At 30.7% G+C, this 21,677-nt stretch carries 24 protein-coding genes; 18 read left to right on the forward strand and 6 right to left on the reverse strand.

Going from position 1 to position 21,677, the window contains the following annotated elements; all coding sequences use genetic code 11:
* Positions 1-69 precede the first annotated feature (69 nt).
* Positions 70-366, reverse strand: a complete 297-nt coding sequence (locus tag JNO63_RS07340; RefSeq protein WP_203128051.1) for a rhodanese-like domain-containing protein — start codon at positions 364-366, stop codon at positions 70-72.
* A gap of 96 nt (positions 367-462) precedes the next feature.
* Here JNO63_RS07340 and JNO63_RS07345 point away from each other — a divergent pair, with 96 nt between their 5' ends.
* The 6 genes from JNO63_RS07345 to JNO63_RS07370 all read left to right on the forward strand — a co-directional run bounded on the left by JNO63_RS07345 (position 463) and on the right by JNO63_RS07370 (position 3,941).
* Entirely contained in the window at positions 463-927 is a 465-nt protein-coding gene (locus JNO63_RS07345) for a hemerythrin domain-containing protein (RefSeq protein WP_203128061.1), read from the forward strand.
* Between the two features lie 118 nt (positions 928-1,045).
* The gene (locus JNO63_RS07350) at positions 1,046-1,711 is read left to right on the forward strand and encodes a DUF969 domain-containing protein (RefSeq protein ID WP_203128063.1); all 666 of its coding nucleotides are present in this window, start codon (positions 1,046-1,048) and stop codon (positions 1,709-1,711) included.
* Complete coding sequence (locus JNO63_RS07355) at positions 1,711-2,658, forward strand: 5-oxoproline transporter, DUF979 family subunit (RefSeq protein ID WP_238390495.1); 948 nt, start codon at positions 1,711-1,713, stop codon at positions 2,656-2,658. Before JNO63_RS07350 ends, JNO63_RS07355 begins: the two co-directional genes overlap by 1 nt.
* A gap of 12 nt (positions 2,659-2,670) precedes the next feature.
* Positions 2,671-3,315 carry a pyroglutamyl-peptidase I gene (gene pcp, locus JNO63_RS07360; RefSeq protein ID WP_203128065.1) on the forward strand — a complete coding sequence of 215 codons (645 nt, stop codon included), beginning with the start codon at positions 2,671-2,673 and terminating at the stop codon, positions 3,313-3,315.
* Positions 3,316-3,389: 74 nt separating this feature from the next.
* Positions 3,390-3,635, forward strand: a complete 246-nt coding sequence (locus JNO63_RS07365) for a hypothetical protein (RefSeq protein ID WP_203128105.1) — start codon at positions 3,390-3,392, stop codon at positions 3,633-3,635.
* A 72-nt stretch (positions 3,636-3,707) separates the two neighbouring features.
* Positions 3,708-3,941, forward strand: a complete 234-nt coding sequence (locus JNO63_RS07370; protein ID WP_203128067.1) for a hypothetical protein — start codon at positions 3,708-3,710, stop codon at positions 3,939-3,941.
* Positions 3,942-4,271: 330 nt separating this feature from the next.
* Here the strand turns inward: JNO63_RS07370 and JNO63_RS07375 are convergent, their stop codons facing one another.
* Together JNO63_RS07375 and JNO63_RS07380 are read right to left on the reverse strand one after the other, a co-directional pair.
* On the reverse strand, positions 4,272-4,541 hold the full coding sequence (locus JNO63_RS07375) for a hypothetical protein (protein WP_203128069.1): 270 nt from the start codon (positions 4,539-4,541) through the stop codon (positions 4,272-4,274).
* A 172-nt stretch (positions 4,542-4,713) separates the two neighbouring features.
* On the reverse strand, positions 4,714-6,675 hold the full coding sequence (locus JNO63_RS07380; protein WP_203128071.1) for a bifunctional metallophosphatase/5'-nucleotidase: 1,962 nt from the start codon (positions 6,673-6,675) through the stop codon (positions 4,714-4,716).
* Positions 6,676-6,808: 133 nt separating this feature from the next.
* Between JNO63_RS07380 and JNO63_RS07385 the strand changes: the two genes are divergently transcribed.
* The 11 genes from JNO63_RS07385 (at position 6,809) to JNO63_RS07435 (ending at position 17,589) form a co-directional block, all read left to right on the forward strand.
* On the forward strand, positions 6,809-7,660 hold the full coding sequence (locus JNO63_RS07385; protein WP_203128073.1) for a fructosamine kinase family protein: 852 nt from the start codon (positions 6,809-6,811) through the stop codon (positions 7,658-7,660).
* Positions 7,661-7,668: 8 nt separating this feature from the next.
* The gene (locus tag JNO63_RS07390; protein ID WP_203128075.1) at positions 7,669-7,902 is read left to right on the forward strand and encodes a hypothetical protein; all 234 of its coding nucleotides are present in this window, start codon (positions 7,669-7,671) and stop codon (positions 7,900-7,902) included.
* A gap of 10 nt (positions 7,903-7,912) precedes the next feature.
* Positions 7,913-8,143 carry a hypothetical protein gene (locus JNO63_RS07395; RefSeq protein WP_203128077.1) on the forward strand — a complete coding sequence of 77 codons (231 nt, stop codon included), beginning with the start codon at positions 7,913-7,915 and terminating at the stop codon, positions 8,141-8,143.
* A gap of 86 nt (positions 8,144-8,229) precedes the next feature.
* Positions 8,230-9,972 carry a tellurite resistance TerB C-terminal domain-containing protein gene (locus JNO63_RS07400; RefSeq protein WP_203128079.1) on the forward strand — a complete coding sequence of 581 codons (1,743 nt, stop codon included), beginning with the start codon at positions 8,230-8,232 and terminating at the stop codon, positions 9,970-9,972.
* Positions 9,962-11,287 (forward strand): ATP-binding protein, encoded by a 1,326-nt coding sequence (locus JNO63_RS07405; RefSeq protein WP_203128081.1) that lies wholly within the window; start codon positions 9,962-9,964, stop codon positions 11,285-11,287. Before JNO63_RS07400 ends, JNO63_RS07405 begins: the two co-directional genes overlap by 11 nt.
* Positions 11,284-13,404 (forward strand): DEAD/DEAH box helicase, encoded by a 2,121-nt coding sequence (locus JNO63_RS07410; protein ID WP_203128083.1) that lies wholly within the window; start codon positions 11,284-11,286, stop codon positions 13,402-13,404. Before JNO63_RS07405 ends, JNO63_RS07410 begins: the two co-directional genes overlap by 4 nt.
* A 58-nt stretch (positions 13,405-13,462) precedes the next feature.
* Positions 13,463-14,380, forward strand: coding sequence for a transglutaminase-like domain-containing protein (locus tag JNO63_RS07415; RefSeq protein WP_203128085.1), 918 nt, complete (start codon positions 13,463-13,465; stop codon positions 14,378-14,380).
* A complete protein-coding gene (locus JNO63_RS07420; protein WP_203128087.1) occupies positions 14,377-14,793 on the forward strand; it encodes a hypothetical protein in 417 nt (138 codons plus the stop codon). Before JNO63_RS07415 ends, JNO63_RS07420 begins: the two co-directional genes overlap by 4 nt.
* Before the next feature lies 1 nt (position 14,794).
* Positions 14,795-15,295, forward strand: a complete 501-nt coding sequence (locus tag JNO63_RS07425) for a macro domain-containing protein (RefSeq protein WP_203128089.1) — start codon at positions 14,795-14,797, stop codon at positions 15,293-15,295.
* Entirely contained in the window at positions 15,286-16,197 is a 912-nt protein-coding gene (locus tag JNO63_RS07430; RefSeq protein ID WP_203128091.1) for a restriction endonuclease, read from the forward strand. Before JNO63_RS07425 ends, JNO63_RS07430 begins: the two co-directional genes overlap by 10 nt.
* Before the next feature lie 180 nt (positions 16,198-16,377).
* The gene (locus JNO63_RS07435; RefSeq protein ID WP_203128093.1) at positions 16,378-17,589 is read left to right on the forward strand and encodes a hypothetical protein; all 1,212 of its coding nucleotides are present in this window, start codon (positions 16,378-16,380) and stop codon (positions 17,587-17,589) included.
* A 79-nt stretch (positions 17,590-17,668) separates the two neighbouring features.
* Here the strand turns inward: JNO63_RS07435 and JNO63_RS07440 are convergent, their stop codons facing one another.
* The 3 genes from JNO63_RS07440 to JNO63_RS07450 are packed head-to-tail and all read right to left on the reverse strand — an operon-like array spanning position 17,669 to position 21,072.
* On the reverse strand, positions 17,669-19,045 hold the full coding sequence (locus tag JNO63_RS07440; RefSeq protein WP_203128095.1) for a peptidase S41: 1,377 nt from the start codon (positions 19,043-19,045) through the stop codon (positions 17,669-17,671).
* Between the two features lie 10 nt (positions 19,046-19,055).
* Positions 19,056-20,378 (reverse strand): sensor histidine kinase, encoded by a 1,323-nt coding sequence (locus JNO63_RS07445; RefSeq protein ID WP_203128097.1) that lies wholly within the window; start codon positions 20,376-20,378, stop codon positions 19,056-19,058.
* The gene (locus JNO63_RS07450; protein ID WP_203128099.1) at positions 20,359-21,072 is read right to left on the reverse strand and encodes a response regulator transcription factor; all 714 of its coding nucleotides are present in this window, start codon (positions 21,070-21,072) and stop codon (positions 20,359-20,361) included. The genes JNO63_RS07445 and JNO63_RS07450 overlap by 20 nt, the downstream gene beginning before the upstream one ends.
* A gap of 152 nt (positions 21,073-21,224) precedes the next feature.
* On the opposite strand from JNO63_RS07450, the gene JNO63_RS07455 reads away from it, so the two are divergent.
* Positions 21,225-21,527, forward strand: coding sequence for a GlsB/YeaQ/YmgE family stress response membrane protein (locus JNO63_RS07455; protein WP_203128101.1), 303 nt, complete (start codon positions 21,225-21,227; stop codon positions 21,525-21,527).
* Positions 21,528-21,677 lie beyond the last annotated feature (150 nt).

The following is a 21,677-nucleotide window of genomic DNA, read 5'->3' on the forward strand; positions in this document are numbered from 1 at the left end:
GACACAGATATAAATCTATGCCTGATGTTAAGTCCAACTTTTTGGGGTCACCTTATCTATCCAGGAGTTTTATTTTGTCATTTTATAATCATATAGCCTTACTCCAGGGGCTATAGTGATATCAGAAAAGTTGGCGTGTGTTAGCATATCAGCTGCAAATTCACTGCGTCTAGTAGATCCACAATATAACACAATTGGCTTATCGGTTTTAATTTTATCTAAATTTTCCAATACTTCATCGTAGGGAATGTTTATAGCATAAGGTATGTGGCCCTCCTTAAACTCTTCTCTTGTTCTTGCATCAATTACAAAATAATTTTCCAGATTTTTTTCTAATTCATTACCACTTATCAATTTATAAATCATATTTTCTCCTTAATATTATTATACCACGTTAAATGATTGCTATAATTTACTGATTTTTATATAATATAGGAGAAAAACAAATTTAAGGAGTCATTTATGAATTATATAAAATTAAACGAAAATATCCATAATGAAGTAAAAGACCTAATCGAAAAGGTAAAAACTTCAACAGGAAAAACAAAAGAAAATGCTTTTTATGAAGTCTATGCATTATTAGCAGGCCACCATGAAGCAGAGGAAAAAGTAATATTTCCAAAAGCACTTGAAAAATGCGAAAAAGAAGAAGACAAAGATACTACTTTAGAAATGCCAGAAGAACATTCTCTTATAATGTTCCAATTAGGAGTTTTAAACAATACTCCTCTGGATAATGAAACATGGGGTGCAAAGTTTAGTGTACTTGAAGAAGTAGGTACCCACCACATGGATGAAGAGGAAGAAGAATTTTCAAAAGTAGCTAAGAAATTATTCACTGATCAAGAATTGGAAGAGTTAGGCGATCAAGTAGAAAAAGAAATGAGTGCCATAAAAAAAGAATGGCTAGATAAACTTAAAAACTAAAAAGAGATAATTTAGTCTTTTTATTTTTGTAAGTATTTTAGCACGATATTGCATACATTTTATTGACTTTTTATAAAAAATATCTTAATATTATACAATATTCATAAGGAGGATTTATATGGAATATTTAAAACTTATAGGTATTCTGATAATTGTTTTAGGCTTTATTTTTAAATTAAATATAGTTTTTACAGTTATATTATCAGGATTCGTTACAGCCATGGTTGCTGGAATTTCTATCCCAGAATTCTTAACCATCCTTGGCGAAAATTTTGTAAACCAAAGAATAGTAACTCTATTTATCATAACCTTGCCAGTTATAGGATTATCTGAGCAGTTTGGTTTAAAGCAATCGGCAGAAAAATTAGTTAAAAAACGTGAAAACTTATCACCAGGCGCATTACTCAATGTTTATCTATTATTTAGAGAGTTAGCAGGATTTTTATCAATGAGAATTTATGGTCTTGTCCAATTTGTAAGACCAATTATTTTCCCAATGGCAGAAGCAGCAGTTGAAAAACAAAATGGAAAGTTAACTCCAGAACAAAGTGAAAAACTAAAAGCTCGTGCTACATCTATGGAAAACTTTGGTAACTTCTTTGCTCAAAATACATTTATCGGTGCAGGTGGTGTACTTTTAATCACAGGACAAATGGAATCATTAGGATATCCGGTAACAAATGCTGATATAGCAGCAAAATCACTTCCTATTGCTCTAATTTGTCTTGTACTTGGAGTTATCAAAAACATTATTGATGATAGAAAATTAAAGGAGGCTAAATAATGCAAACAATATTTGGTATGCCAACAGCAGATTTTTTTCCAAAATTTTTAGAATTTATATTTGTATTAATAGGTCTACAATTTTTCTATACAGCTTATAGAGTAGCAAGATCAGAAGATAGTGAAAAGAAATTTACAACAGTAATATTTTGGATTATTTTAGGAATGCTTTTTGCTTTTGGGAAATTAATTCCATCTATGCTTTCTGGAATACTAGTAGTGATAATTGGTATTATTTCTCTAATGAACGGAATTATGGTAAAGGGTGCAATAATTAATGATCAAAAAGTAGAAGTAGAAGGATCGAATAGACTTGGTAATAAAATATTTATTCCAGTTATAGTAATGGCAGTTCTTGCTATAATTATTGCAAAACTAATACCGGATTCATCTTCATCTGTTCTAGGATTTACAGCAATTGTTGCAATAATTGTCGTAATGATTATGACAAAATCAAGTTTTGGAGATATGATGAAACAATCTGATAGGATGGTTCAACAAGTAGGAGCAGTTGCTATTTTACCACAACTTTTAGCAGCACTTGGAGCAATCTTTGCTGCAGCAGGAGTAGGTGATGTAATCGCATCTATTATCGGGGGTATGATACCAACAGTTAATCCATGGACTGGATCTATTGCTTACGTTCTAGGAATGGTAGTATTTACAGCCATTATGGGTAATGCTTTTGCAGCATTTACAGTAATCACAGCAGGAATTGGTGTTCCATTTGTTATTGCTCAAGGAGCAGATCCAGCAATCGCAGCAGCTCTTGCCATGACAGCAGGCTATTGTGGAACACTTATGACACCTATGGCTGGTAACTTTAACGTACTTCCAGTAGGTTTATTAGAGATGAAAGATAGAAATGGGGTAATAAAAGAACAAGCACCACTTTCAATATTAATGATCGTAGCCCACATACTTTTAATGAGATTTTGGGCATTTTAGGAGGAAATAATAATGAAAATATTAGTAACAGGTTTTGACCCATTTGGTGGAGAACCAACAAACCCAGCTATAGAATCAGTAAAAAGAATAGATGATAACATCGAAGGCGCTGAAATTATCAAACTTGAAATACCAACAGTATTTCACAAAGCAGCTGATGTTGTTGAAGAAAAAATAAAAGAAGTAAAACCAGATGTAGTTTTATCAATCGGACAAGCTGGTGGTAGATACGGAATTACAGTAGAAAGAGTTGCAATTAACGAAGATGATGCTCGTATAGAAGATAACGAAGGCAACCAACCAATCGATGTTAAGATCAGGGAAGACGGAGCCCCAGCATATTTCTCAACATTACCAATCAAGGCAATGGTAGAAGAAATAAAAAAAGAAAAGCTACCAGCAAGCGTATCAAATACAGCAGGTACATTCGTATGTAACCACATAATGTATCAAGACTTATATTTAGCAGAAAAATATGGAAATATCAAAGCAGGCTTTATCCACGTTCCATTTTTAACAGAACAAGTAGTAGATAAAAAAGATACAGCTTCAATGAGCCTTGAAGATATCGTAAAAGGACTAAATGCAGCAATTCGTGCCATAGTTAAATATGATAACAAAGAAGATATAAATGTAACAGGTGGAGCAACTCACTAAAATAAAAGACCCAAAAGGGTCTTTTAAAATATAAAAAAAGGGTATAAATAATAAAAGAATTAAAGGAGATAATAATGGCAGAAAATAAAGAAAAATTAGTATACGAATCAGATGATCTAGAAAAAGAAGATGAACTAGGATACGAAAAAACAAGCGAAGAAATAGAAAAAATCAAAGAATTCCAAGAATCAACAGTAGAAGATGTGCCAATGAGCAATGGTGAAAACTGCGGAATCGTAGAATTTGAAGGCGAAAGAATCAATACATGCAAAGGCGAAAAAATAGTAAAAAAAGGATATGAAAGCCCAGATAATAAATAAAAGAGTCAGTAATGTCAGAAAAAAGATTAGAAGATGATAGACTAAGACAAGAATCTGAAAATGTGAAAGAAAGTGAAATACTTGGGAAAGTTTACAGCGGATCTTCGATACGGTGCAGGAACAAACGAAGGAGCTGAAACACATAACTCAATGGATGATCAAATAAGAGAAGACAGCAGCATGAATGGAAATAATTTTTCCAGTGACTATAATACAAACACAGCAGATGGAAACCCAGAACAAGAGCTTAGAGAAGACCTAGGTCTTTTGGATGACGATACAGACAAAGAATTAAAAGATAGATAAATTTCATAAAGAATTATAAAGCTAGAACTTAAGTTCTAGTTTTTTATTAAAAAAATTTAAATATGCTTATAATTCTATAATTTAAATATTACAGTATATAACATTTGCCACCATTATCACTTCATTGTATCATACACCAGTTATTGATGAGGTTGTTCAAAATCTTTAATTTACTAGCGATGATGATAAATAAGATAAAGAATAGGATTCTATTCGGTTTGAATTTAACAATAAAAACTTCTAAGTCTAAATTATCTCTGGAGTTGTTTTTGCAAAATTCTCACAAAAAAAGATGGACCAATAAGTCCATCTTTTTTTTTACTAATATTATTAGTTGTTTGTTTTTTCTGTAGCTTCATCTTCAGCTTTGTTAGCTGCGTCATCAGCTTTTTCTTCAGCGTCTTTAGCTTCGTCAGCTGCATCTTCAGCTTTGTTTTCAGCATCGTCAGCTTTCATTTCAGCGTCTTTAGCTTCGTCAGCTGCTGGTTCTGTAACAGTTGTATCTGTTTTTGGTTCATCTTCTTTTGGTTCTGCATTGTTTCCACATCCTGCAAATGCGAATGTTCCTGCTAATGCTAATGCGATTAATTTTTTGTTCATAATACTCTCCTTTTTTCGTTAATTATATTAACTGGGATTATTATAGCTTCATGCACTAGATTTGTCAAATATCGCTATAAATCATACTTAAAATGGAAATGACTATTATTTTTAATTGATAAAAAAGTACAGTAAAACTCCTAATTATAAGTTGTAAGAGTTTATTTTTAAACTAGGCTGCTTTATTAGCTTTTACTTCTAAACTGCTATCTATTAATCTACCGTCTGTTTGTGGGTTTATAGTTCCATCATTTTTAATTGCATTTTCAAAAATTTCTGAGATTAGTTCATATTCACCTATTTTTGGACATGACTTAAACACTTCATAACCATCTCCACCAATTGCCATAAAGTCATTTGTTACAAGTGTGTAGGTTTTGTTTGGATCGATAGCTTCACCACCAATTGTAATTTCTGTTACTCTGTCACCAGCTGCTCTTGTTGAGTCATATTTTACCATCATGCCAGCAATATGTGGGAATTTTCCTGCTGAATTTGGTGCATCTGTTAATCCATGCTCTAGAGCTTCTTTTATAACTGATCCTGGTGTTTCTAGTGTTACTGCAAAGTTTGTGAATGGGAATACTGTTAGTACATCACCTTTTGTAATTGCACCGGCAGAAATTGAATCTCTGATACCACCACCGTTTGTAATTGCTACATCCGCACCAGTTGCTTTTATCATTGCATCTGTCACGTAGTCACCAAGGTTTGTTTCGCGAGTTCTTACCATTTCGCGAGAGCCTACTAATTCTACACTAGTTTCACCTACATTTTGGTCAAGGACTTTTTTATTTTCATTTGATACTGTTTCAATTTTTGCTAGAGTTTCCTTGTTTGGATATAGATGTTTCATTCTTTCGTATGGTTTTAAACTAGCATTTTTTGCTACAATTTTGTTATCTTTATCAAGTAGTAGTGTAACATCACCTATGAAGTATCCGTGTGCTTTTGCCTGTGCAATAAGTGTATTTCCTACATATCTACCGTTTTGTAGTTCTGTGTGAGAGTGACCATCAATTATTACATCAATGCCTTTTACATTTTCTGCGATTAATGTTGAAGTTTCTGTGCTTTCTTTATCTTCACCTAAGTGAGAAAGACAAACAATAACTTCAGCACCTTGGTTTTTAAGGTTTGCTACTTCAGATTGTGCAGTTTCAACAGAATTTACAAAAGTAAGACCTTCAGTATTAGCTGGAGAAGATTTTGTTTTTGTCTCTTCTGTTGCCAAACCAAATATACCTACTTTAATACCATCAACATCGATAATGCTGTCAGAATCAATTATTTTATTTCCATTTTGATCAATTACGTTTGAAGCAAAAATAGGGAAGTTTGCTTTATTGTTAAGCTCGATTAGTCTTTGGTAGCCATAGTTAAAGTCGTGGTTACCAGCTGTCATCGCATCAAAGCCCATTTGATTCATTACATCGATTACACTGTCGCCATTAGAGATTGTTGCAAAAGTTGTACCGTGAACAACATCACCTGCGTTAAGTAGTAGGGCATTGTTGTTATAGTTTCTGTTATCATAATATGTTTTTAGTTTAGCAAAACCAAGTTCGCCATTTTTTTCATTTTCTTCTATTCTACCGTGGGTATCATTTACATGGACGATAGAAATTGTTTTATATCCTCGTAGCTTATTTAATGTGTATTCTGCTTTACTTTGAGTTTTTAAAGATTCATTTACGGCAGCAGTAAATTTATCTTTACTTTTTTCGATTTTGTTAGGGGTAAATTCAAATAAAAGGAATATAGATTCTTGCCTTATTTTGTTGTTAAATACAGCTAAATCCAAGTCTTTAATCTTTTGACTTTCATTTGCTCTTTCTGGATGAAGACCGTCAACTACAGTTTTTGATTTTTTAAGAACTTCATCGGATTTTTTTACAAGATCTTTTAATTGATCTTCTGCACCATTGGCAAGATTAGGGAATTCTTCTAAAAGCATTTTGCTTGCTTTATTTGAAACGCTATTTTTAAAATATGATGTTTCAAGCTGAGATTTGTGGGTTTCAGTAAGCTCTGCAGCATAAACATCACTAGTTGATGTTATTATGCCTGATGTTAGAAGTGCTAGACTTAATGTAGCTGAAAAGATTGACTTTACTTTTTTGTTTATAAACATATTTCCTCCAAAAAAATTATTTATATATATATCATATAATATTTTACGAATATGTATTGTAAAATTAATTTTATATTTGATTTAGTTTGTAAAATCTGAGTAAGGGTAAATAGTCAGTAAGAAGGTGGTTAATATGGAAAAATTTATAGAAAATTTACCAATAAATGTAACTGATATAAGAGCTAGCCGCGGTGGCGATGTTAATGATGCTTATAAAATATATTCAAACGATGATATCTACTATATGCTAGTCCAAAAGAATTGTGATGCAAGTTTTTATGATGGAGAGATAGCAGGATTAAAGCTTTTTGAAGATATTGGGATTACCGGTCCGAGAGTAATAGTTAATGGATTTATAGATGGTGATGCTTATTTGCTTTTGTCCTATTTGGATGAAGGCAGTAGAGGATCTCAAACTGAGCTTGCTAATTTAGTTGCTAAGTTGCACAAGACTAAGAGTCCTAATGGCAAATTTGGTTTTGATTATCCACATAGAGGCTCACAAACTACTTTTACAAATGAATGGAAAGATACATGGGAAGAAGTATTCTTAGAAGAGCGCATAAATGTACTAGCTAAACAGCTAATGGAAATGAATCTTTGGACTGATTATGATTTAGAAAAATATAAAAAAGTTCATGAAATAATGGAAGATGAGCTCAAAAATCATAAATCAGAACCATCATTGCTTCACGGGGACCTATGGGGTGGAAATTATATGTTTTTATCTGATGGTAGACCAGCCTTGTTTGACCCAAGTCCATTCTATGGTGATAGAGAATTTGATATAGGAATCACAACAGTATTTGGCGGCTTCACTGATGAATTTTATGAGAAGTATAATGAAATTTATCCACTCGAAAGTGGATATAGGTTGCGCTTAGAATTTTACAGATTATATCTATACATGGTTCATTTAATAAAATTTGGTGAAATGTATGAATCATCTGTGAATATGACTATGGAAAATATCTTGAGATATTGAGGTGAAATATGACATTAATAGAAAAAAGTAAAGAACAAGTTTCAGAATTTGTACAAAGCGAATACGATGGATACACTGATATAGAATATATTGGTGAGTGGGAAAGTTATGATTGCTATGAGATAAAAACTGATGATGATACAGATGGAGTTGGTGCTTTTGCTTTAGTAGATGAAGATGGGGTGCGACTTGCTGATAGCGATGAAGATTATGAAATTGTACATTTTTTTAATATAGGATAAATAGAGATTTATGGAAAATAAATATTATGATAAGGCCCTTGAATTTGCTATAAAAGAATTTGAGGAAGACAGCGAAATTTCATATCTGGGAGAGTATGAAGGATATGAAGTATATAGGATAAAAAATAACGATGATGAGAGTAACTTTTTAGTAGATGAATATATTTTGGCAAATAAGGATGGGGTAGCAAAATCCTACTATCATGAATCAGTAGCCATTGCTAGAAAATTTGGATTATAAACTAACGCTAGGAAACTAGCGTTTTTTTAAGCGAAAAAAGCCCAGTCACGGTATAATGTTACTTAGATTATATAAAGGGGGCTTATATGAAATATGAAGATATCAAAAATATGATAGATAATATTGCAAAAGATATTTCCAAGCTTCAAAAAGGGGAAAAACAAAGTTTTAAAAGAAAAATTGAAGCGGGAGATATGAATGGAATTATAGATATAAGCCTAGATAAAGAAGAAAAAATCCCTAAAAAATTGTCATATGAAAAACCTATTATAAAAGATTATAGATATTGGATACTAAAATTAGATCGTCAGTATAAGTCAAAAGATATGAGGATTAATCAACTTAATGTAGCTGCATTAAAAATGTATGCTAAGTTATGTGAGACTCTAGAAATTTATTTAAACAAAGAGGGCACTACCTTTGCAAGAAAAGTCTCTAGTCTCCGCCGTGAAAGCGTGAATTTTGATTTATATTATACTATTTATCTTATTGCAGAATCTTATGTGATAAATTTCTATAATCCCTTATCTAAGAAATCAGCCGATAGGTCTTTTAAGATTATAGAAAAAAATATAAGCTTAGAGGCGAAAGAATTAATTAAAAATCAAGCAGAAAAACTCGCAGGAGAATTAAAAACTCCTGATAAGAATACACGTGAATACTTTAAGCTTACTGAAAATAACCAAGTATCCCTGTGGTGGGATCCTAATGGAACTTTAAGAAAAAAATATAATTTTACTAAAGAAGAGCAACTAGCTATTGACCAAATATCAAAACGCTCCAATGTGCTTTGGAGAAATCAAAAAGTTTTTAAAATTTTAATGGATCTTTACTTATCAACTCTTAGAGCCTTATTTGACTATGAGGAAATCAGCACTGATAAGTTAATCAAAATTATAAAACCCTATCACCAATCAAAGGACATATTAGATGCAATTTTAGTAATAAGTGAGAAAAATCTAAGAGAAAAATTTTCTTTTTATGGCTGGATATCTACAGATAAGGCAAGAGATTTACTAAAAGAAGAAAGCAATGAAGACATTTATAATTTTGTAAAAAAATACCAAAGCTCATATTTAAATAAATTAGATTCTAAGCTTGTAGATGAAATTTATAGGAATTATTTTGATAATAATCCAAATAAGATCCAAGATTTTATATATTATTTTGCAAATCTTAAAATTGTAGAAAAAATAGAGTTTATTAAAGATTTTGAAAAAAAGGAAAATTTCCAAAAAATACTAACTGAATTAATTAAATCTTGGTATGAAGAAGATAAAATCATAGCTTTATATTATCTATATAAGATGAGAACAAATAAAAAAAGCCATGAGAAATATTTATTTGAGATTATACATAAAGAAAATTATGTAAAATTCCTAAATCTTGTAAAAGAAGAGGAACTATCAGAAAAACTAATAGATAAGATAATAAGCTTAGAAAAACTAGCGCCTAAAAAAATAAGGGTAGATAGCAAAAAAATCAATTTATCCCGTAAAAACCTCGATAAAACTGTAAGCATGGTTAATGATTTTTTTGAAGAAGACCAAGATTTTGATGAAGAGATTGTAGAAAATATTACATCTGAAAGCAAGACAAATAATTATAATGATATATTAAAAAATATTTTGAAAAATGGATTTATAAAAACAGAAGAACTGGAAAGTATAGCAAAAAATGAAGGACTAACTTTAAATACTTTCGTAGGAAATATAAACGAATCTCTTTTTGATTATGTAGAGGATCAAACACTTATAATTGAAAATCAAAAAGTAATTATAGATGAATTTTATGTAGATATGATAAAGGAGTATGTAGATGGCAAATAGAATTAATCCAAAAGAAGCATCAGTTATCATAAAGTCTCTTGAGGCAGGTGTAGTACCCAATATGGGTGTGCAGCATCTTTTGGTAGGAAGAAATAATGAAGTAGAGGAAGTAATAAAAATACTAGATAATGTCGCTGATGGTGAAAGTGATATTCGTTTTTGGGTGGGAGATTTTGGATCTGGAAAAAGTTTTATGCTGGCTACAATCGAGCAAATTGCCTTACAAAAAAACTTTGTGGTCTCAACTTTAGACTTAAATCCATCTAGGAGATTTTATGCAACTGATAGAAAAGCAGTGGCACTTTATACTGAAGTAATTGATAATATTAAAACCAAAACTTTAAAAAGTGGAAATGTTTTAAGCTCTATCATTGAAGAATGGTTAAACCAGATTTTTTCTAGAGTTTCCGAGAAACTTAATGTAGAAATATCAGAAATTTTAGAAGGAAATTACCAAAAAGAAGTTACAAATGAGATTTTAAATATCATAGGAGACTTCTCTGCAGTTGGCTTATCCTTTGAATTTGGCCAATCTATTGTGAAATTTTATGAAGGCTTTATAAACGACAATAGATTACAAAAAACAAATGCTATAAGATGGCTAAGGGGAGATATTACTACAAAAGCTGAAGCAAAAAAAATCCTAGGAATTAATCAAATTATAAATGATGATAATTGGTTTGATGCTCTAAAAAATATGAGTGAGCTTTTTTTAGGGATTGGTTACAGTGGTTTTGTGGTCAATTTTGATGAGGCAGTAAATCTTTATAAAATCCCACAATCAGTAACTCGTGAGAGAAATTATGAACGCATATTAAATATTTATAATGAAGCTAAATCAAATGTAGCTAAGGGTTTATTTGTAAACTTTGGTGCAACTAGAAAAACTATTTTTGATGAAAATCGTGGCTTTTCTTCTTATGGAGCATTAAAAGGTAGATTAGGTAGCGAAGATAGTATGGATAATAAGTTAGTTAATACAAATCGTACAGTTTTAGGACTTAAACCACTTTCTAATGAAGAAATTTATACACTTTTAGAAAATTTAGTAAATGTTTATAACGTTCACTACAAAGAATCTATCGCAATAAATGAGTCGGAAATAATCACCTACATGGAAGGACAATTAAATAGACCGGGTGCAGATGAATTTTTAACACCAAGAGCAGTCATAAAAGACTTTATAGAAATACTAGATCTAAAAAGACAAAATCCAAATGTAGAATTAATCGACATAATAAGCGAGCGTTTCAAAGATGTGCTTGCACTCAGCAAGGACCCAGATGATATAGACGATGAGATTGAAATAATATGACAGATTCATTTTCTTTACTAAATCGAGAACTCCGATTTTATATCCACGAAAAGGGTTGGCCATCACTTACAAAAATACAAAATGCATCGATAAAAGCATTTTTTAATACAGAAAATAATTTAATACTATCAGCAGCAACAGCATCGGGTAAGACTGAAGCTGCTTTTTTGCCTGCCATTAGTAAAGTCGATTCTTGGGATAAGGGGGTGAAGATTTTATATATCTCACCTCTTATTGCCCTTATAAATGATCAATTTAAACGTATCACAGATATGTGTTTTGACATGAATATACCAATTACTTCTTGGCATGGTGAAGCTAGTAAGGCAAAAAAAGATAATCTTATTGAAAGCCCTAGAGGGATTTTGCTAATCACACCAGAATCCATAGAGGCCCTATTATCAGGAAAGCCTGAAGTTGCTAAAATTTTATTTCAAGATCTTGAGTACATAGTAATAGATGAAATTCATAGTTTTTTAGCTGGCAATCGAGGTTTACAATTAAGGTCACTTCTTGACCGCATATTGCGTTTTACCTACGATCCGCCTAGAATGATTGGACTTTCTGCTACAATTGGAGATTTAAATTATGATTTAGCAAAATCATTTTTTACAAATGGCAGACAAACAAATATCTTGCTTGATAAATCTCAAAATGAATTCGAATACACGTTTGATTTGCCAGATCCTATTAATTTATCAAATGAATATTTAGTCCTAATGCATGATTATTCCCTAGAAGGGCCAATGCTTATTTTCCCTAATTCTAGAGAAAAAGTGGAATTGATAGCTGTTGAACTTGCTAATATTTATAAACATCTGAATGAAGATATAAAAATATTTGCCCACCATTCCTCAGTAAGCAAAATCCGTAGACAGGAAATAGAAGAATTTGCAAAAGAAGCAAAAAATGAAAAATATGTTATAGTTGCAACATCCACTTTGGAACTTGGTATAGATATTGGATCAGTTGCATCAGTTGTGCAATTTGGAGCTCCACACACGGTTTTATCTCTAGCTCAAAGACTTGGTCGTAGTGGAAGAAAAACTCATAAATCAATCCTCCATCAAATAAATACTGGAGTTTATGATGCTCTTCAATCTATGGCGGCTATCAGTCTTTTTGAAGAAGGAGTCTTGGATAAAATAGAAGAAACAAAAAAAGCATATGATGTTTTTGCACACCAAGTCTTATCTACACTTTTAGAAAATTATGGCTTACCCATAGAAGAATATAAATATTTAAATAAAACTCTTGCAACTTTTTCTGACATCACTGATGAAGAATTTGAAGAAATTACTGAATTTATGGCCCAAGAATCTTTTATCGAGATACTTGAAAATGAGGTTATTACAGGCGTAAACCTAGATAAACTCATGTTTATGGGTAGATTTTATAACCAGTTTTTAACTGCACAAGCTTTTACAGTTTATAATGAAAGTGGAAAAATAGGGGAGATAGAAATACGTCCAGAAGTTCAAGAAGAAGCCAATATTTTTTTAGCAGGTCAAGTTTGGAAGATTGAAAAAATATATATAGATACAAAAAAAATAAGAGTTTCTCAAGCAAACGAAGGAGCACCTCCAAAGTTTTTATCAGCAGGAGATGTGGATATAAGCCAAGTTATTAGACAGCGAATGAGATTTATAATAGATAATCCAGATGAATTTAGTTTTGATGAAGAGTCAAAAAAATATATATATGAGCTTCATGACGCTTTAAAAGATTATGAATATCCATTTTCTGTAGAGGATGATTATATCGGCTTGATGACTTTTCAGGGAACTAAGATAAATAGAACCCTAGCTATCATGTTTAATGTGCTTAGTAAGTCAAGCTCTTACTTTATTTCTGAATCAGATAGTATGGTTTGTGGCCCCAAGACTCCAGAAGTTTTTGATGAATCTAGGATAAATCCAGTAAAAAAGGATCAAATATTTAAATTTTTATTAAAAGAGAAAATATTATTAGATGCCTATCTAAGTCCTAATAAGTACATGATATTATTGCCTGAAAATTTACGAGCTGAATATGTAATAAATAACTATCTTGATATTAAAGGAGCATATGAATATTTAAATATCCCAGAAGAAGTTTTAGATGGAGCACTTGACTAAATTAGTTATATAAACTTTTAGGGTAAAATGTAAACGGATATAGATTAAAGGATGTTTAATGAAGAAATTTTTATATATTTTCACATTACTGATACTTACAGCCTGTGGTAATAAGGGCAAAGAAGGTGGCATACCACATATTACAACTACGAAAAATGAAGAAGTAGTAGATGAATCAAATATTTCGATTGAGGATATAAAACCTAAAAGTCCAGTATTAAAGCAACCCAGCTTTGAGCCAAAGAAGCTTGACTATGAAATTATTAAACCTGAATTTTTAGTTAAAGACAGATTTACTGATCTTAAAACCCAGGATAAATATGCAGCTCGTATGATGGAATTTTATGATGAAGATAACGAAATGTTTTATGTCAGCCGTATTATAACAGAAGCTATTCAAGATCCCAAAGTAAAGCTTGAAAATAATTTTGATGATAAAATGAATTTTGTAAGAGATTTGTTTTTGCTAAGTCCATTTTATTCAGAGGGGAGTATGGAGCCTTATATTTATGCGAACTACTGGTTTGATGAAGAAACTTTTAAATTAGTTCCTAGATATAAAATTGAAGAAAATACTAAAACCTATATGACTAAAGATGAGCAAGCTCAAGTAGAAAATCAGCTAAATGTGTTGGTTGAATATGCGAATAAAAATTATGATAATGACTATGATAAGGCCTATTATTTTGCCCAATGGATAGCAGAAAATAACAAATACCAATTTGAATCTGATGAGGATAATCTTATAGAAAACAACATGTACGGAGCTATGGTAAAAGGACTTTCCCAATGTTCAGGTTTTGCTCAATCTTTTGCAATTCTTTGCCAAAGAGTAGGTATTCCTTCATATTCTGTGACAGGAATGGTAGCAAATGGTAGGCCATACTATTTTTACTACTTTGATAGATCAAAAAAAGAATTTGTGGATTATTATGTAAGTAAATTTTTTGATGATATAGAGGAGTATATAAGATGATAGTAAACCCTTATAGCGAGATAATTTCTCTGCATGATATGGATATAAAAGAATTTACAGTTAAAGATGGCAAAGCAATTATCAAGCTTTGTCAGACGTTTTTATTTTCTGCTACGGCAGACTATGTTCTTGATAATCCAGAAGTAATAGTCAATGATCTAATAGAAATACAAACAAATGAAGATTATCCAGTAAGGATAAAACTTTTCAATGATGATGAAGCTATTAGCCTTACTATAGATGATTTTAAAGACTATAAATTTAATATCTTAGAGGAGGCTTATGGTTTTGGACTCGTTCATTTTTATGGCATAGCGACAAAATTGGATAAAGCCTACGATTGCTTAATAGATATCCATTATTGTGGTGATCTTGAAATCAACTGGGATAATAAAGTTTTAGTAGAGGCTTAAAATGAGTTTTAAAATTATAAATGAAGATATTACAAAATTAGATGTAGATGCTATTGTAAATGCAGCAAATACTTCACTGAAAATGGGCGGAGGAGTTTGTGGAGCAATATTTATGGCTGCAGGTATTGACGATTTGCAAGCTGAGTGTAACAGTCTTGCGCCAATAAAAACAAGCCAAGCAGTAATTACTGATGGATACGATTTAAGGGCAAAGTACATAATCCATACTGCAGGACCTATCTTTGATAAGTCAAATAGAGAAGAGTCAAAAATACTTTTAGAAGATGCTTACATTAATTCTCTTAATTTAGCTAAGAAAAATAATTTAAAATCTATTGCTTTTCCGTTAATTTCAGCCGGAATTTACGGATATCCCAAAAATGAAGCTTTCAATATAGCAAGGGATACAATTAATGATTTTCTAATCAGTAATGAAATGGAAGTTTATCTCACGATAGTAGATAAGGAATTATTAAGTAAAGGCAAAACAAAATGCAACTAACAGACAAATTTTCCTATGATAAGTGTAAAAATAAAGTAAAATATCAAATCAAACATCAAGACATTCCCATTAGTCTTAGCAAAGAGCTAAGAGAAGCCATTTATTATTTACTATGGTATGTACCAAATATAAAATCAGAACAATCCGAAAAAAATGAGCTTTTAACAAATCCACAATATGATGATTTTATATTCCTAGAAATAATGAAATCCATGAATTTGTCGGACGAGGATGTTTTATATACAGAATCCATAACAGAAAAAATGATAAGCCCATTTTTAGAAGAAATTTGCATAAAGTGTCCTAAAATTATAATGACTATATCTAGCGGCGAAACAAAAACTATGGCACTATTAAGACATATCAGAAATGCTATTGCACATGGGAATTTTAATGTAATAGGTGATATGGTAGTAGGTTTTGATCTGCAACGTTATGAAAATCATATTGAGTATAGAGGATTTTTCAAAATTAATCCTAATAATTTGCTAGATGCATTAAGAAAAATTCAATTTGATTATAACTCCCAACAATTAATTAGCAAAGCCTTTAAAAATACTGGATATTTTATACAAGTATATCAAGAAAAATACCAAAGAAGTCATGATTTTGAATTATTTGCTAGAAAAAATAATAAAAAATACGCAATTGATATAAAAAATTATAAGTACGAAAAGATTGTAGATCAAGATTTTATAAGAGAAATGATAAATCAATATGAAGGTTTAATTGATGATATTACTCCGATTTTAATTATAAATACTTCATTTTTAGATAAGAAAAGCAAAGAAGAATTGCTTTGTCATGATGTTATAGTACTAGATGTAAAAAATATACAAAAAATGGTAAAAGGCCGTGATATGGTGGCAGAAATAGAACGTGCTCAATTATTTAAAAATTAAAATCTATTAGATTATTTAAGGCATTGATTAATTTGCATTTATTATGATAAAGATAATGAAAAATTTAATTAAATATTATTGAAATTGTTTAAAAATTGTTTATTTTTAATAATCTTGGGGTAATATAACTAAGTAACAATATAGAAATTTTATTTGTTATCATATTTTTAAGGAGGAATTATGACAGATAGAAAAAATAATGATCCAAAAGTAGATACTTTTGAGACAGAAACAACTGTTGAAAGATCAAATAATCGTCAAAATGGCAGAGCGCCACGTAGAGGCGATAGAGTAGAACGTACTGAAAGAGTTGAAAGAACAACTAGAGATGGTGTTCCAGTTTATGAAAGAGCTACAAGTGCACTTCCAGCAGGAAACAACCTTTCTTGGGGTTCAATTCTAGCAGGTGCTGTTACAGCAGCCGCAGTATTTGCAACTCTAAGCTTAATCACAGCAGCATTAGGATTTGGATTATTTGCACCAACTACAAATACCCCACTTTCAGGTGTAGGTGTAGGAACAGGAATTTGGACAGCAATCACACTTATCCTTTCATTCCTTGCAGGTGGATACATTGCAGGTTACTCAGCAAGATCTACAGGTAAACTACACGGTGCAATTACTTGGGCAGTAACACTTTTACTTTTACTAACACTTGTACTAAACGCACTAACTTCTATTCTAGGAACAGCTGCTAATGTTGCAGGAGATGTAGCAGGTGGAGTTGGTAATGTAGCAGGTTCTGCAATTACAGCAACAAATGATGCTATTGGTTCAGGATTTGAATCAGCAGGTAATGCTATTGAGGATGTAAACATTGATAATGAAGAAGTACAATCAGATATTGAAAAATATCTATCAGATACAGATATCCCTGAACTTCAACCAGATTATCTAAAAAATCAATTACAAGAATCAAGAGATTTAATAGCATCTGCAGCTAAAAATGTTGCTCTTAATCCAGATTCAGCAAATTCTGAGATTGATAGAGTTTCTAAAGATTTAGCTGATAGAGCTCAAACTATAGCTGATTCAGCTGATAGGGATGCAATTGCAAATGCAGTTGAAGCTAACTCTGATCTAACTCAAGAAGAAGCTGAACAAGTTACAGATAATATCTACAATGGTTTACAAGACGCTAACAAACAAGCACAAGAAACACTTGATGATGCATCTGTTAAAGTACAACAACTTTCTAACCAAGCAGAAAAAACTGTTGATGAAACAGTAGACAATGCAAAAGAAGGTGCAGAAGATGCTTCAAACAAACTTTCAGCAGGTTCAGTAATTACATTCCTAGGTCTACTTGCAGCTCTAGCATTATCAGCATGGGGTGGACAATTAGGTGAAGAAAAAGCAAGAGAACTTGTTAGAAGAGAAACTATTAGATAATTAGACATTTATAAAAACCGGTAAGAATTAATCTTACTGGTTTTTTTGTATAAAAAATACCCATCATTTGATGGGTATTTTAGTTTATCATAGTTATGACAGATTTAATAGGATCCTTTGAGTTTATTTTTTCATCATAATCCAGATATATACTATCGTTATTTTTGCTATAGGCATCGTTGATACTTAAAATTAAACCTGAATGTTCAAGAACATAGAGATTTGATCTAAAATTATAAATTACATCTTTAGAACTGACAGAACTATCAAAACTATTTTTTAATATATAAGCTCCATTTGATTTTAAAATTTGAGCCAGCTTTATAGCTTCATTTGAAGTTTCTTGATTTGTTATAACATAGATATTTCTATTAGAAAAATCTGGGTTTTTCTTTATATTTACGCTTATTTCGTCATAATGCATATAATCTTCGAGATTAATGTTTTCTAATTCTTCACTATATTTTGAGGCTATATTTTTTACATTAGGAGTTGTATAAAATTCATTTTCACTTGATTTTATATAATCAAGTGTTTGACTAGCTAAATTGCCTCTATAAAAAATCAAATTGTCTTCGGTATAATTCTCATGGAGTAAAACTTCTAAAAGTTTATTTTTATAAATATCATCGATAGATGAGTTGTTTGATAAATCAAGGATAATTGTAGTAATAGGTGGGTTATTTAAAAATAGATCCACTAAATTTTCTAAATCCTTATCAAACTCATTAGGCTTAAAGTCGGGGAGGCTAATTGATAAAACACCTTCTTGAACTATGTTTGCATTCATAGACGGTTTTTTTGTATTACTTGAAGTTACTAGTCTTTTATATCTATCAACAGCTTGTGGATTTTCGAGAGCTAATTTTCTTTCTTCATCTTTACTTTTTCTATAATACTCAAATAAACTATCATATGTTTCTTTATCTAGTATAAAGGTTCTGTTGTCATTTAATACATCTAGATACTGATCTAATAGTTTGAAGTATTCTTGGTCTGTTTTTGATGTATAGACTTTTTTTCTATATTCATTATAATCATTAATAAAACTTTCAAAGTCTTTTTTATTTAGATTATCTACTGCATAATTTCTTTGTAAGATTTTAAATAAATCATCAAAATCAGTTACTTTTTCAGCAGTACTTAGACTTCGACTTTCTGAAGAAGATACAAAAACTTCTTTACCCATATCTTTCAAGACTTCGTCTCTAAAAGATGGATATCCCATAATTTTGTATCTATTTGCAGCATTAACAATAATATTAATTAAGAATGCTAAAAGCAAGAAAAGAACTATGGCAAGGCCAATGCGTCTTCTTCTAAATTTTTTTTCTCGTCTAAGCTTTTTCTCTTTGGCTCTTTTTTCACTAGAAGAATAAGACCTTGCCTTATTGCTTTTAGCACTTCTGCTTTGTCTATTTGGTTTTCTAGAATGACTGGAATTTTTTTTTGACATATATCAACCTTTATCTAATAAATGTAAGAATAAATGTCGTTCCTACATTTTCTTTAGAATCTACTTCAATCTTTCCACCTAGAGCATCAACAAAGTTTTTTGTAATAGAAAGTCCTAAACCATGTCCATTTTCTTTTGTGTTTCTAGCATCTTCAATACGATAAAAACGTTCAAAAATACGATCAATTTTATCTTCAGCTATTCCCACTCCATCATCTGTTACTCTTAAGACAATCTCATTTGCATCTGCGTTAAGATAGACATTTATTTCTCCATCAGTTCCAATTGCTTTTATCGCATTTGAGATAAGGTTTTGAAGGATTTGACTATACTTATCACTATCTGAATAAAAGTTAATTTCCTCCTGGATAAAAGTATTTATATCAATATTATTTATCTCTGCATTAGCTTTAAAGCTTTGGACAATACTATCAGTAAGTTCTGAGATATTGAAATCTTCTTTATTAATCTCTAAATATTCAACTTTTTCATCGAAAGTTTTCTTTAAGCCTTCTATTAGACCCTCAAGTCTTTTTACATCTTCAAGTAAAACAGTCATGGTGTTTTCATCTGGATCTATTACTCCATCTTTAATAGCTTCAATATAAAGCTGAAGGTTGGTTAGAGGAGTACGTAGTTCGTGTGAAATATCTTGAGCGTATTGTTTTCTTATCTCTTCTTGTTTTTGTAAGTTATTTGATAGATAATTTATATTTGTCTGAAGAGTTTCGATTTCTTTTATATCAGTTAGACTATCATCCGTTTTATAATTTCCATCTTTTAGATTGATAGTTTCATCACTTATTTTCATTATGGGTTCTGAAATATTTTCTGAAAGTATAAGTGATATTATAAAACCAATTAATAGAGAAATGCTTAGAGAGTAGACTATTGCCATAGAAAAATCCCTTTGCATTTTTTTTACTGGTTCGAAGTTTCCATTATAGATTACATGTAGGGTACCAGATCTCCTGCTTCTATTAATATTAAAAACTGGAAATTTCTTTTCCTCTCTAAGATAATTATTTATTTTATTTCTACCATAAGCAGGGTAGGAGATTGCACCGTCTGGTTCTTCAAAATAAATATCAACTTCTAAGTCTCTTGCTAAATTTTCAAGTCCCTCTTGCATGTCTTCTTTGGAGTATGAGGGATCATTATTTACTTTTTTAAACCAATTACTTACTTGAGTTGGCCTAGAGTCTAGATTCTTTTTGATTAATTCTTGATAATTAAATGTTACAAATAGGGTGACTAAAATTGAAAAAACTAAAACGCAGGCAAGGATACCTGCAGTAAAGTTTCTAATTATTTTACTCTTTAATGTAATCATCTATTCCGCCTGATTTGTAGCCCATACCATAGATGGTTTTTATATACATAGGTTTTTTAGGATTATCCTCGATTTTTGATCTTATATTTTTAATATGGGTATCAATTGCTCTGTCATATGCATCATAATCATAGCCAAAAGTTAGCTCTATAATCTCATCTCTAGAATAAATTTTGTTAGGATTTGAAAAAATAGTTTTAAGTATTTGAAATTCATTTTTTGTAAGTAGAATTTCTTTTCCATCTTTAAAAATTCTATTGTATTCTAGATCCATCTCTAGTCTTCCATCACTTGTTTTTATGATATCAGCTCTTGGAATATTGTATTTTTCTATACGTCTTAGTACGGCTTTTACTCTTTCTACAAGTTCTTTTGGAGAAAATGGTTTGGTCACATAGTCATCTGCACCTAATCTTAAGCCATCCACTCTATTATCTTCTTCAACTTTAGCAGAAACCATTATCACCGGTACTTGAGATTGATTTCTAATCTCTTTTATAATTTCTTCACCTGATAATTTTGGTAGCATAAGATCTAGTATGACAAGGTCTACATTTTCTTTATTAAAAATACGCAAGCCTTCTTGTCCTTCATATGCTTGATAAACTTTGTATCCTTCTTTTTCAAAATATGATTTCATTATCATAGAAATTTTTTCTTCATCTTCTATTATTAATATTGTAATATCATTCATGGCCTTCACCTCAGAAAATATTATACCACAAGAGAGTAATTTTAAGGAAAATTTAGATTTGATGTTTAGAAGTATAAAAAAAGGATATATATATTATGTAATAATTTTTATTTTATTACGATATTATTTTTATTTTTTGAAAGGAGTAAGAAATGTTTACAACACAAGGTTTTTTTATGACACTTATCCTTGGTGCTCTTGCTGGTTGGATCGCTAGTATGATCATGGGCAAAGATGCACAAATGGGATCTATTGCAAATATTATTGTAGGTATTATTGGTTCTATGATTGGTGGATGGATTTATAATGCATTCTTCCTAAACGGAGCAGCTCCAAATACATTTATCCAAATTATTTGGGCAGTAATCGGTGCTTGCTTACTACTATGGATTATTAGCCTTATTACAAAAAAAGGTAATAGACCAAATACTACAAACAAAACAAAAAGATACTAAGATTAAATCAGGGCTTAGGCTCTGATTTTTTATACTTATTTTTATTAGCATAAGTTTAAAATGAGGCAAATACTTAAATAAAAAAACAAGCTGAATTGAGCTGAACCCATAAACACGGAATAACTTAATAATATTTTAAGCGGAATGTAA

The sequence above is a fragment of the Anaerococcus sp. mt242 genome (assembly GCF_016798225.1).
Classification (GTDB): Bacteria; Bacillota; Clostridia; order Tissierellales; family Peptoniphilaceae; genus Anaerococcus.